Source organism: Sphingopyxis sp. KK2 (genome assembly GCF_001990265.1).
Lineage (GTDB): Bacteria > Pseudomonadota > Alphaproteobacteria > Sphingomonadales > Sphingomonadaceae > Sphingopyxis.
Genome location: NZ_LYVN01000028.1, coordinates 22,478 through 34,730, shown reverse-complemented (window position 1 = coordinate 34,730; position 12,253 = coordinate 22,478). Strand labels below are relative to the sequence as shown.

Genomic DNA, 12,253 nt, shown 5'->3' with positions numbered 1-12,253 from the left:
TCGACGCCGGGCGTGACGATATGGACGCTGCACCCGCCGAATGTGTCGCCGGCGTCGATCGCCTGGCCGTGCGTGTTCAGCCCCTTGTAGAGCGGCAGCAGGCTCGGATGGATATTGACCATCCTGCCCGCCCAGCGCGCGACGAAATCGTCGCTCAGGATGCGCATATAGCCCGCGAGCGCGACATAATCGGCCCCAGCCTCGCGCAATTGCGCGTCGACCAGCGCGTCGAACGCGCCGCGATCGATGCCCTTGTGCGACCGGCTCCAGGTCGCGATGCCCTCGGCCGCGGCGATCGCCAGTCCCGGCGCATCGGGATTGTTGCTCGCGACCAGCACCAGCTCATAGGGGCAGGTATCGGCCTTTGCGGCATAGAGCAGCGCCGCCATGTTGGTGCCGGCGCCCGAAATCAGGACGGCGACGCGCGCCTTAGCCATTATGCGTCGCGGTCCACGCGCCCATCGCGCTCCAGGTTTCGGCGCCGCCGCTCACGGTGCAGCCCTTCGCGCCTGCGGCGATATGGCCGATGCGGAACACCGTCTCGCCGGCCTCGGTCAGTGCGGCCGTCACGGCATCGACGTCGCCCTCGGCGACGACGACCGCCATGCCGATGCCGCAGTTGAAGGTGCGCGCCATTTCTTCGGGCTCGATATTTCCCTGCGCCTGCAGATACGCCATCAGCCGCGGCTGCGGCCAGTTATCGGCGTCGACATGCGCGTGCAGGTCGGCGGGCAGGATGCGCGGGATATTTTCGAGCAGGCCGCCGCCGGTGATATGCGCCAGCGCGTGGATCTTGCCGCCCTTCACCAGCGGCAGCAGGCTCTTCACATAGATGCGCGTCGGCGCCATCAGCGCGTCGATCAGCAGCACGTCCTGGTCGAACAGGGCGGGGCGGTCGAGTTTCCAGCCCTTGTCGGCGGCGAGCCGGCGCACGAGCGAGAAGCCGTTCGAATGCACCCCCGACGAGGCGAGGCCGAGGATCACGTCGCCTGCCGCGACCTTGTCGGCGGTGAGCACCTCGTGGCGCTCGACCGCGCCGACGCAGAAGCCCGCGAGGTCGTAATCGCCCTCGCTGTACATGCCCGGCATTTCGGCGGTTTCGCCGCCGATCAGCGCGCAACCGGCCTGCTTGCACCCTTCGGCGATGCTCGCGACGACGGCGGTCGCGACGTCGTTGTCGAGCTTGGCGGTCGCATAATAGTCGAGGAAGAAGAGCGGCTCGGCGCCCTGCACGATCAGGTCGTTGACGCACATCGCGACCAGGTCGATCCCGACCCCGTCGTGGCGCCCCGATTCGATCGCGAGCTTCAGCTTGGTGCCGACGCCATCATTGGCCGCGACGAGCAGAGGGTCGTTGAACCCCGCCGCCTTCAGGTCGAAAAAGCCGCCGAATCCGCCGAGGTCGGCGTCGGCGCCGGGACGGCGCGTCGCGCGGGCGAGCGGGGCGATGGCACGGACCAGCGCATTGCCGGCGTCGATCGATACGCCGGCCTGCGCATAAGTGTATCCGGCGGGCTGGTTGTGCTTGGAATCCATGGCACGCGCGACTAACGGTTCCCGCCGACAATTGCCATGATTTCCTTGTCCGGCACGCGCATTCGGGGCAGAGCATAGAGTAGAGATGATTTCGGCTGCTTCCCCCACCAACGCCCGGCGCTTCGCCCCGCTTCTCCGCTTGCCGACCGCGCTGCGCCGCGACCGACGTTTTGCCGCGCTGATCGCCTTTTTCGCGGTGATTCTCGTCGTCGGCGTCGTCGACGGGCAGATCACGCGCGGCAACCGCGGTATCACGCCGATCAACAGCAGCGGCGATTTCCTCGCCAGCGGCATCCTCGTCGATGTCACCGGCGACAATGCCGACGACGCGCGCGAAAAGGGCTGGCGCGAGGCGCAGCGACAGGGCTGGGCGCAGCTCTATCGCAAGACAAACGGCACCGATGGCCCCGCACTCGGCGATTCGGTGCTCGACGGCATCGTCACTGCGATCGTCGTCGAGGAAGAGCAGATCGGCCCGCGCCGCTATGTCGCGCGCCTCGGCGTCCAGTTCGACCGCGTGCGCGCGGGGCAGATCCTCGGCGTCAGCGGGCGGACTTTGCGCTCGCCGCCGCTGCTCGTCATCCCGGTCTATTCGGTCGACGGCATGCAGCAGGTGTTCGAACAGCGCAGCGCCTGGCAGCGCGCCTGGGCCGAATATAATACGGGGCAGAGCGCGATCGACTATGTCCGCACCGCGGGCACCGGCGCCGATACGCTGCTGCTCAATTCGGGACAGATCGGCCGCCGCGGCCGCGTCTGGTGGCGCGTCATCCTCGATCAATATGGCGCCGCCGACGTGCTCGTGCCGATCGCGCGCGTCGAATACAGCTATCCCGGCGGGCCGATCACCGGCCATTTTACCGCGCGCTTCGGCCCCGACAACAAGCTGATCGGCAGCTTTCGGATGACCGGGCCCAGCCCCGCCGCGCTGCCCGACATGATGGAAAAGGCCGTTGCGCGCATGGACCGCCTCTACACCGACGCGCTCGCCGCCGGGGTGCTGCGCACCGACACCTATCTCGTGCTCGAAAAGCCGGTCGCGGTCGAGGAACTGCCCGAGGTGGCCGAGGGCGACGCCGGCGCGCTGCCGGCCGAAACCGACAGCAGCGTGCCTGCTGCGCCGACCGTCGGGGTGTCGAGCTACAATGTCCAATATGTCTCGCCCGACGTCGAATCGGTCTCGGCGACCGAACGCGCGGTCGGTGCCGTTTCGGGTGTCCAGTCGGCCTCGACGACCAGCCTTGCGCTTGGCGGCACGTCGGTGATGCGCGTGACCTTCCGCGGCGACATCGCGGCGCTGAAGGCCGCGCTCGAAGCGCGCGGCTACAAGGTGCAGGCGAGCGGGAGCACGCTCCGGATCAGTCGCTGATGGCCCGCCTGTCGGGACAGATCGCGCTCCCGCTCGATTGGAGCGCGGGCGGCAGCAACGACGGCCCGCTGATCGTCGGCACCAGCAATGCCGAGGCGATCCGCTATTTGCGCCATGTCTCGACCTGGCCGGTGCGCACCGCGGTGCTCACCGGGCCGCGCGGCTCGGGCCGCAGCCTGATTGGCCGGCTGTTCGCGCGCGAAACCGGCGGTCGCGTGATCGACGGGCACGGCAGCGTGTCCGAAGAAGAGATTTTCCATGCCTGGAACGCCGCGCAGGCGAGCGGCACCCCCTTGCTTATCATCGCCGACGCGCCGCCGGGGGAATGGAATATCCAGCTTCCCGACTTGCGTTCGCGGCTCGCGGCGGTGCCGGTGCTGGCGATCGGCGAACCCGACGACTGTCTCGCCCGCGACCTGATCGAGGCGCTGTTCGCGCAGCGCGGCATCGCGCTCGCGCCCGGCGTCGCCTCCTATATCGTGCCGCGCATGGAGCGCAGCTATGCGATGGTCCACCGCATCGTCGCGGCGCTCGACGCCGCCTCGCTCGAACGCGGCGGCGCCATCGGCGTTCGTCTCACGCGTGAAACATTACTGTCACAGGGGCTGATCGATCCCGATCTCCTCGAACGACAGGAAAGCGATATATGTCCCTGACTGGCCAGCCACTCCGTGCCGACAATGACGCCGATACGGCGGGTCCAGGTTTCGGTCCCGAACGCTTTTTCAACCGCGAACTGAGCTGGCTCGCCTTCAATCGGCGGGTGATGGAGGAAGCGCGCAATCCTGCGCATCCGCTGCTCGAACGGCTGCGCTTCCTGTCAATTTCGGGCAGCAACCTCGACGAATTCTTCATGGTCCGCGTTGCGGGATTGAAGGGCCAGCAGTTGCAGGGGATCGACGATCCCAGCGCCGACGGCCGCTCGCCGGGGCAGCAGCTTGCCGAGATCGAGGCAGAGGTGAACCGCCTTGTCGACCAGCAGCAGAGCGAATGGCAATTGCTCCACCGGCTGCTCGGCGAACAGGGCATCACCGTCCATGGCGAGGGCTCGGACGCCGACAAGCTGCGCGGCGTGCTGCGCCAATATTTCATCGACCAGATTTTCCCGATCCTCACCCCGCAGGTGCTCGATCCGGCGCATCCCTTTCCCTTCATCCCGAACCGCGGCCTCGGCGTCATCTTCGACCTCGAACGCAAGGCGGGCGGCGAGCATATCCGCGAACTGGTGATGATCCCGCCGTCGCTGTCGCGCTTCGTCTCGGTCCCCGGCGAACCCGCGAGCTTCGTGCCGATCGAATATCTGATCGAATTGTTCGGCGACACCTTGTTCCCCGGCTATCGCATCCGCTCGCGCGGGGTGTTCCGCATCATCCGCGACAGCGACATCGAGCTCGAGGAAGAGGCCGAGGATCTGGTGCGCCTGTTCCGCACCGCGATCCGCCGCCGCCGCCGTGGCCGCGTCATCCTGCTCGAACTCGAGGCCGACATGCCCGGCGAACTCGCCGCGGTGCTCAATGCCGACATCCAGGGGCATGAAGCGATCGTTGCCAAGATCGACGGTTTCGTCGGCCTCGCGGCGCTGTCGGCGCTCGTCGATGTCGACCGCCCCGACCTGAAGTTCCCGGCCTTTTCGGCGCGTTTTCCCGAACGTATCCGCGAACATGGCGGCGACTGTTTCGCGGCGATCCGGTCGAAGGACATCCTCGTCCATCACCCCTATGAAAGCTTCGACGTCGTCCTGTCCTTCCTGCGTCAGGCGGCGGCCGATCCCGACGTCGTCGCGATCAAGCAGACGCTCTATCGTGCGGGCAACCAGTCGCCGGTCATCCGCGCGCTGATCGAGGCGGCCGAGGCGGGCAAGTCGGTAACCGCGGTAGTCGAATTGAAGGCGCGCTTCGACGAGGAGCAGAATCTGCTCTGGGCGAACCAGCTCGAACGCGCCGGGGTGCAGGTCGTCTACGGCTTCATCGAGTGGAAGACCCACGCCAAGATCTCGATGGTCGTGCGCCGCGAAGGGCAGGGGTACAAGACCTATTGCCACTTCGGCACCGGCAACTACCACCCGATCACCGCACGCATCTACACCGACCTCAGCTTCTTCACCGCCGACCCGCGTGCGGGGCGCGATGCCGCGCAATTGTTCAATTACATCACCGGCTATGTCGAACCCGAACGGCTCGACATGATCACCATGTCGCCGCTCAACATGCGCGCGCATCTCAGCCAGTTGATCGACGCTGAAACCGCGGCGGCGCGGGCGGGGCAGCCCTCGGGCGTCTGGGCCAAGATGAACAGCCTCGTCGACCCCGACATCATCGACAAATTGTACGAGGCCAGCGCGGCGGGAGTGCCGATCGAACTCGTCGTGCGCGGCATCTGTTGCCTGCGTCCCGGGGTTCCGGGTCTGTCCGAAACGATCCGCGTCAAATCGGTCGTCGGCCGCTTCCTCGAACATAGCCGCGTCTGGGCCTTTGCCAACGGCGCGGCGCTGCCGCACCGCAAGGCCAAGCTCTATATTTCCAGCGCCGACTGGATGCCGCGCAACTTCGACCGCCGCGTCGAATATATGATCCCGATCGAGAATCCGACGGTCCACGACCAGATACTGGACCAGGTGCTCGTCGCGAACCTCATCGACAATGAGCAAAGCTGGGTGCTGCAACCCGACGGCACCTATGTGCGTCTCGCTCCGGGCGACAAGCCATTCAACTTGCACCATTATTTCATGACGAACCCGTCGCTGTCGGGTCGCGGCACCGCGCTCCACCAGCGCCAGGACGTCCCGACGCTCCTCCTCAATATGCGCGAAGATTGATAAAATTGCCGTTCCGCCGAACCCCCGCCCCCAAAATCCACCGCTCGGCGGTCATCGACATCGGCTCGAACTCGGTCCGCCTCGTCGTCTATGAAGGCCCGCCGCGCGCGCCCGCGGTGATCTTCAACGAAAAGGTCGCCGCCGGCCTCGGTCGCGGCCTTGCGATCGACGGCCGCATCGCGCCCGAAGATGCCGAACGCGGGTTGTTCGCGCTGCGCCGCTACGCGTTGCTCGCGAAGCACATGGAGGTCGCCGACGTGCAATGCGTCGCGACCGCCGCGGTGCGCGACGCGCCCAACGGCCCCGACTTCATCGCCGGCGCCGCCGAGGCCGGCCTCGCCATCCGCCTGCTGTCGGGGCAGGAAGAGGCCGAGGCCGCGGGCTACGGCGTCATCGCCGCGATTCCCGATGCGAACGGCATCGCCGTCGACCTCGGCGGCGGCAGCCTCGAGCTTGCGCAGGTATCGAACGGCGAGGTCGGGCGGCGCAACAGCTTCCCGCTCGGCGTGCTGCGGCTGCCGGCGTTGCGCAAGGAGGGTCCGCAGGCGTTCGAACGCGCGATCCGCAAGATGCTGCGCGCCAAGGGCTGGCCCGGCGATTGCGCCGGCCTGCCGCTCTATCTCGTTGGCGGGTCGTGGCGCGCGCTCTCGCGCCTCGACCTCGAACTGACCAAGGACCCGCTCGCGGTGCTCGACCAGCACACGCTGCCGCGCGCCGCGCTCCGCCGCCTGATCCGCGCGACGCGGCGATTGAGTTTCGAGGAACTGCGGGCGATCCCGGGCATGGCGTCGAACCGCGCCGCCGCGCTGCCCGATGCGGCGGCGCTGCTCGCGGCGCTCGTCAATATCATCGACGCGCCCGACATGACGGTGTCGTCGTCGGGGTTGCGCGAAGGATTGCTCTATCAGGCGCTCGACCCCGCGACGCGCGCGCAAGACCCGCTGATCGTCGCCGCCGAGTTCGAAGGCCGCCGGCTTGCACGTTTCGCGCCGCACGGCCCGGCACTCGCCGAATGGATCGCGCCGCTGTTCGCGAGCGAAAAAACCGCCGACAGCCGCATTCGCCTCGCCGCGAGCCTGCTCAGCGACGTCGCCTGGTCCGCAAACCCCGATTTCCGCGCCGATCGCGGCACCGAGATTGGCCTGCACGGCAATTGGCGCGGCATCGATATTCCTGGCCGCATCCTTCTCGCGCGCGCGCTGCACGCGGGTTTCGGCGGCGCCGACGGCGATTTCCCGCCGATGGGATCGCTTGTTTCGGGCGAGCGACTGGCGCGCGCGCGCCAATGGGGGCTTGCGATCCGGCTTGCCCAGCGCCTGACCGGCGGGGTCGAAGCGCCGCTCAAGGCCAGCCGCATCGCTCTCGACAAGGGCAAGCTGGTCCTCAGTCTCGATGCGGGCTGGCATCATCTGGCAGGCGAATCGGTCGATCGCCGTCTGCGCTCGCTCGCGCAGGCGCTCGACGCGAAGCCCGAATTGCTGCTGCTTTAGGCGGCGTCGACCGGCGCGGCATCGACCGGGGTCGGCGCCTCGATCTTGCTCATCACCAGCTTGCCGTGCTGGACGGCAAAGCCCATCCGCCCTTCGACGAGGTCGAGTGCGGCATGGCCGAAGACGTCGTAGCGCCAGCCCTGCAGCATCGCGATATTGTCGCGGCGCCCGGCGGCGAGCGCCTCCAGGTCGTCGCTGCGCGCGATCAGCCGTGCCGCGACATTGAGTTCGCGCCCGCGGATTTTCAGCAGCAGCTTGAGCAGGTCGGCGACAAGCACGCCTTCCTTGCCCAGGCCCGGGCCGCGCGGCGCGCGGTCGGGCATGTCGTCGCGGTCGAGCGGCTTCGCATTGTCGAGCGCGTCCATCAGGCGGCTGCCGATGTCGTTCGACCGCCAGGTCGCCGACAGCCCGCGCACGCGGCCCAGCCCGTCCTGGTCCTTCGGCGGATGCGCGGCGAGGTCGGCGAGCGTCTCGTCCTTGACGATGCGGCCGCGCGGCAGGTTCTTCGACCGTGCCTCGCGCTCGCGCCATGCGGCGAGCGCCTGCAGGCGGCCGAGCACATCGGGCTTGCGCGACGGAATCTTGATCCGGTGCCAGGCGTCATTGGGATCGACGCTGTAGTTCGACGGATCGGCGAGCTTTTCCATTTCCTCGTCGAGCCAGTGGCCGCGCCCGGTCTTGACGAGCTTTTTGAGCATCATCGGGAAAATCTTGGCGAGATGGGTGACGTCGCCGATCGCATAGTCGATCTGCCGCTTGTCGAGCGGGCGGCGGCTCCAGTCGGTGAAGCGCGCGCCCTTGTCGAGCTGGATGCCGATCCATGCTTCGACGAGGTTCGAATAGCCGACCTGTTCGGCCTGGCCGAGCGCCATCTGGCCGATCTGGGTGTCGAAGATCGGGTGCGGGGTCTTGCCGGTCAGGTTGAAGATGATTTCGACATCCTGCCCGCCGGCGTGGAAGACCTTGAGCATATCCTCATTGTCGACGAGCAGGTCGAGCAGCGGCTTGAGCTCCATGTCCTTGGCCAGCGGGTCGATCGCGGCGGCATGCTCGCTGTTCGCGACCTGGATCAGGCACAGTTCGGGCCAGAAGGTGTTTTCGCGCATGAACTCGGTGTCGACGGCGATGAAATCGCTGTCCTTGATGAGATCACAGAATTCGACGAGCGCGGCGCTGGTTTCGATGAGCGGATGGACTTGCATGCCGCGCCTATACAGCTAGTTGATGCAGACGGGCAGGAAAAATTGCCCGTCCTCTTCGGGGTCGCAGAGTCGGAACGCCGACCGAACGCACGAAGGGATTTGGCCATGATGTGGATCGGATGGGGGCTGGCGGCGCTGTTACTGGCGCTGCTCGTCGGGCAATATCTGGCGGGGCAGGGCGACATTTTCGTGTCGATCGCCAATCCGCGGCCGCTCGACGAAGAATCGATGGTCGTGACGCTGAAATATTGGGGTTTCGCTGCGGAAGCGCGGCAGCCTTTCGTGACGCCCGAGGCCGATCACGGGCTGTGCGACCTGCGCGTCTATACGACGCGGCGGCAGATGCTCGTCGCGATCGCGACGCTCGGGCTGATCCGGCCGGTCACCGTCGCCTGGCGCGCGCATGCCGGCATCCAGCCGCTGGGAGAGGCATGATGCCCATCATCCCCATCGGCGAATCGGGTCGCTGGACCAATTATCACGGCACCGGCGTGTGCGAGGATGCGGTGCGATTCGGCCTGCGGAGCGGCGACGCGCCGCGCGGGCGCGACGAGATCGGACTCGCCGCCGCCGCGGTGCGCGAATGGCTGGAGAAGGCACGCGTCGCGGGCAAGCGCGTCCGGCCGCTGGGCGCGGGCTGGTCGCCGTCGAACGTCAATATCTGTTCGGACGCCTGGCTCCTCCATACCCGCCGCTTCAATCGCTGCTTCCGCATCGCCGCCGACGATGTGCGTCCGGGCGTCGACGCGTCGGGGCTGATGCTCGTCGAGGCGGGGGCGCTCGTCGACGAGGTGTCGGACAAGCTCGAACAACAGGGGCGTTCGCTGTGGACCAGCGGGGCGGGCAATGGCCAGACCTTCGCGGGCGCCGCGGCGACGGGCACGCATGGCTCGATGGTGACGCGCGGGGGTATCCAGGACCATATCCGCGCGGTGCAACTCGTGACCCCGGCGGGGGTGCATTGGATCGAGCCCGCAGCGGGAGTGATGAGCGATGCCTTTGTCGCCGCCACCGGCTCGACCCCGGTCCGCGACGACGATGTCTTTGCCGCCGCGCAGCTGCCCGTCGGCGCGCTGGGAATCGTCCCCGCGCTCGTCGTCGACAGCGTCCCAAAATTCCTCGTCCGGCCGATCCAGAATTTGCGCAAGGTCGAATGCGCGGCGCTCGATTGGCTGGCGGCGGGCGATTTTCGGCGTTTCTCCAAGGCCTATGCGCTCGATCGCGACCCCGATTTCGTCCAGATGATCGTCAATCCCTACAAGCCGTTCAAGCGGCCGGCGATGCTGCGCTTCCTTTATGCCGAGCCATGGCGCGCCAATTACGACCAGGCGACGCCGGGGCAGCTCGGCGCGGGCTATGATGCGCTCAGCCTGCTCGGCCGGCTGCTCGACGATTATCCCTGGGCGCGCGGCGCGCTGCTCCAGTTCGCGATGAAGATGGGCTATGCGGCGGGTCCCGATGTCGACGATCCGCCGGTGCATGGGACATGGGGCGAGGGGCTCGATACCCACCGCCCGCTCGCCGACCTGTTCAACGCCTCGGTCACGATCGACCGTGCCGACCTGCCGCATGTCTTCGAGCTGATCTGCGGCGTCTATACGCGCCATGGCGGTTCGACCGCGGTGACCCTGCGTTTCATGGAACGGGCACAGGGGCTGCTGGCGCCCGCACGCTTCACGCATAATGCGGTGATCGACTTCGACGGACCGCGCAGCGCCCGCACGGCGGAAGCCTATGCGCGGGTGGTCGAGCTGCTCGACCGCGAAGGCGTCGCGTTCACGCGCCATTGGGCCAAGAGCTGCCACCTCGATGCGGCGCGGGTGGCGGCCGACTATGGCGAGGATCTGCAGCGCTGGCGCGCGGCGCGCGACCGGCTGATCCCCGATCCTGCGCACCGCGCGATCTTTGGCAGCGCGGTACTCGACGGGCTGGGGCTGACCGGCTGAAACGGCCCTTCACCCTTGACAAATGGCGCGCCGACCTGCCTTAGGCGCGGCCATATCGGCGCGGCTTTCGCCCGCGCTTCCCCGAATATTGAAAGACGAAAAAATGCACGCCTATCGCACCCATACCTGCGCCGACCTTCGCGCCGCCAACGTCGGCGAGGAAGTCCGTCTTTCGGGCTGGGTGCATCGCACGCGCGAGCATGCCAACGTCCTTTTCGTCGACCTTCGCGACCATTATGGCATCACCCAGATCGTGGTCGAGACGGGTTCGGAGCTTTATCCGACGGTCAATGCGCAGGGACCCGAGTCCGTGCTGACCTTCACCGGCAAGGTCGCCGCGCGCTCGCCCGAGACGCTCAACCCCAAGCTCGCGACCGGCGAGATCGAAATCTATCCGAGCGCGGTTACGGTGCAGTCGTCGGCCGATCGCCTGCCGCTGCCGGTGTTTGGCGAGACCGACTATCCCGAGGAAATCCGCCTCACCAACCGCTTCCTCGATCTCCGCCGCGAGCGGCTGCACAAGAATATCGTGCTGCGCTCGAACGTGATTTCGTCGCTGCGCCGCCGGATGATTGACCAGGGCTTCACCGAATTCCAGACCCCGATCCTGACCGCGAGCAGCCCCGAAGGCGCACGCGACTATCTGGTCCCGAGCCGCGTCCACCCCGGCAAATTCTATGCGCTGCCGCAGGCGCCGCAGATGTTCAAGCAGCTGCTGATGGTCGCGGGCTTCGACCGCTATTTCCAGATTGCGCCGTGCTTCCGCGACGAGGATGCCCGCGCCGATCGTTCGCCCGGCGAATTCTACCAGCTCGATTTCGAGATGAGCTTCGTCACGCAGGACGACGTCTTCAACGCGATCGAACCCGTGCTGCACGGTGTGTTCGAGGAGTTTGCGGACTTTGAAGGCAAGGGGCGGTCCGTGTCGGCGCTGCCGTTCAAGCGCATTCCGTACCGCGAATCGATGCTGAAATATGGCAGCGACAAGCCCGATTTGCGCAACCCACTGCTGGTCCATGACGTCGGTGATTTCTTCAAGGGATCGGGCTTCGGCCGCTTCGCGACGATGGTCGAGGAAGGGCAGGTCGTCCGTGCCGTCGCCGCGCCCGAAACGCATGAAAAGAGCCGCAAGTTCTTCGACGAGATGAACAGCTGGGCGCAATCGGAAGGCTTCCCGGGCCTCGGCTATGCGACGCAGAAGGACGGCGTGTTCGGCGGCCCGATCGCCAACAACCACGGCCAGGACGGCATGAAGGCGATCGCCGACGCGATGGGCCTTGGCCCGAACGACGGCATCTTCTTCGCCGCGGGTGTCGAAGGCAAGGCGGCGAAGCTCGCGGGCCTCGCACGCACGCGCGTCGCTGACCAGCTCGACCTGATCGACAAGAGCCGCTTCGAATTCTGCTGGATCGTCGATTTCCCGATGTTCGAGGCCGACGAGGACACCGGCAAGATCGATTTCAGCCACAATCCCTTCTCGATGCCGCAGGGCGAGATGGACGCGCTGACGAACAAGAATCCGCTCGACATCCTTGCTTACCAGTATGACATCGTCTGCAACGGCGTCGAACTGTCGTCGGGCGCGATCCGGAACCATCGCCCCGACATCATGTACAAGGCGTTCGAGATTGCGGGCTATTCGCAGGCTGATGTGGACACGAATTTCGCGGGCATGATCAACGCCTTCAAGTTCGGCGCGCCGCCGCACGGCGGGTCGGCGCCGGGCGTCGACCGCATCGTGATGCTGCTCGCCGACGAGCCGAACATTCGCGAAGTGATCGTCTTCCCGATGACGCAGAAGGCCGAGGACCTGATGATGGGCGCCCCGGCTCCGGTCAGCGAAAAGCAGCTCAAGGAACTCAGCATCCGCATCGTGGACGGGCCGAAGGGCTGAT

At 66.8% G+C, this 12,253-nt stretch carries 10 protein-coding genes; 7 read left to right on the top strand and 3 right to left on the bottom strand.

Annotated features, from left to right (window positions below; genetic code table 11):
* Positions 1-437: phosphoribosylglycinamide formyltransferase (locus B1A78_RS07135; RefSeq protein ID WP_306171645.1), on the bottom strand; the 437-nt coding region annotated here is incomplete at its 3' end.
* Positions 430-1,536, bottom strand: a complete 1,107-nt coding sequence (gene purM, locus B1A78_RS07130) for a phosphoribosylformylglycinamidine cyclo-ligase (protein WP_077146281.1) — start codon at positions 1,534-1,536, stop codon at positions 430-432. The genes purM and B1A78_RS07135, both read right to left, overlap by 8 nt.
* 85 nt (positions 1,537-1,621) lie before the next feature.
* Here purM and B1A78_RS07125 point away from each other — a divergent pair, with 85 nt between their 5' ends.
* The 4 genes from B1A78_RS07125 to B1A78_RS07110 are packed head-to-tail and all read left to right on the top strand — an operon-like array spanning position 1,622 to position 7,210.
* Positions 1,622-2,905, top strand: coding sequence for a hypothetical protein (locus B1A78_RS07125; RefSeq protein WP_077146280.1), 1,284 nt, complete (start codon positions 1,622-1,624; stop codon positions 2,903-2,905).
* Positions 2,905-3,561, top strand: a complete 657-nt coding sequence (locus B1A78_RS07120) for a chromosomal replication initiator DnaA (RefSeq protein WP_077146279.1) — start codon at positions 2,905-2,907, stop codon at positions 3,559-3,561. Before B1A78_RS07125 ends, B1A78_RS07120 begins: the two co-directional genes overlap by 1 nt.
* Positions 3,552-5,720, top strand: a complete 2,169-nt coding sequence (locus B1A78_RS07115) for an RNA degradosome polyphosphate kinase (RefSeq protein WP_077146278.1) — start codon at positions 3,552-3,554, stop codon at positions 5,718-5,720. The genes B1A78_RS07120 and B1A78_RS07115 overlap by 10 nt, the downstream gene beginning before the upstream one ends.
* A 5-nt stretch (positions 5,721-5,725) precedes the next feature.
* Positions 5,726-7,210 (top strand): Ppx/GppA family phosphatase, encoded by a 1,485-nt coding sequence (locus B1A78_RS07110; protein WP_077146277.1) that lies wholly within the window; start codon positions 5,726-5,728, stop codon positions 7,208-7,210.
* On the opposite strand, the gene rnd is transcribed toward B1A78_RS07110, so the two are convergent.
* Entirely contained in the window at positions 7,207-8,412 is a 1,206-nt protein-coding gene (gene rnd, locus B1A78_RS07105) for a ribonuclease D (RefSeq protein ID WP_077146276.1), read from the bottom strand. The genes B1A78_RS07110 and rnd overlap by 4 nt on opposite strands.
* Before the next feature lie 105 nt (positions 8,413-8,517).
* Here rnd and B1A78_RS22585 point away from each other — a divergent pair, with 105 nt between their 5' ends.
* The 3 genes from B1A78_RS22585 to aspS all read left to right on the top strand — a co-directional run bounded on the left by B1A78_RS22585 (position 8,518) and on the right by aspS (position 12,252).
* Positions 8,518-8,847, top strand: coding sequence for a hypothetical protein (locus B1A78_RS22585; protein WP_077146275.1), 330 nt, complete (start codon positions 8,518-8,520; stop codon positions 8,845-8,847).
* Complete coding sequence (locus B1A78_RS07095; protein WP_179101997.1) at positions 8,847-10,358, top strand: FAD-binding protein; 1,512 nt, start codon at positions 8,847-8,849, stop codon at positions 10,356-10,358. Before B1A78_RS22585 ends, B1A78_RS07095 begins: the two co-directional genes overlap by 1 nt.
* A 103-nt stretch (positions 10,359-10,461) precedes the next feature.
* Positions 10,462-12,252 (top strand): aspartate--tRNA ligase, encoded by a 1,791-nt coding sequence (gene aspS / locus B1A78_RS07090; protein ID WP_077146284.1) that lies wholly within the window; start codon positions 10,462-10,464, stop codon positions 12,250-12,252.
* Position 12,253: the final 1 nt, after the last annotated feature.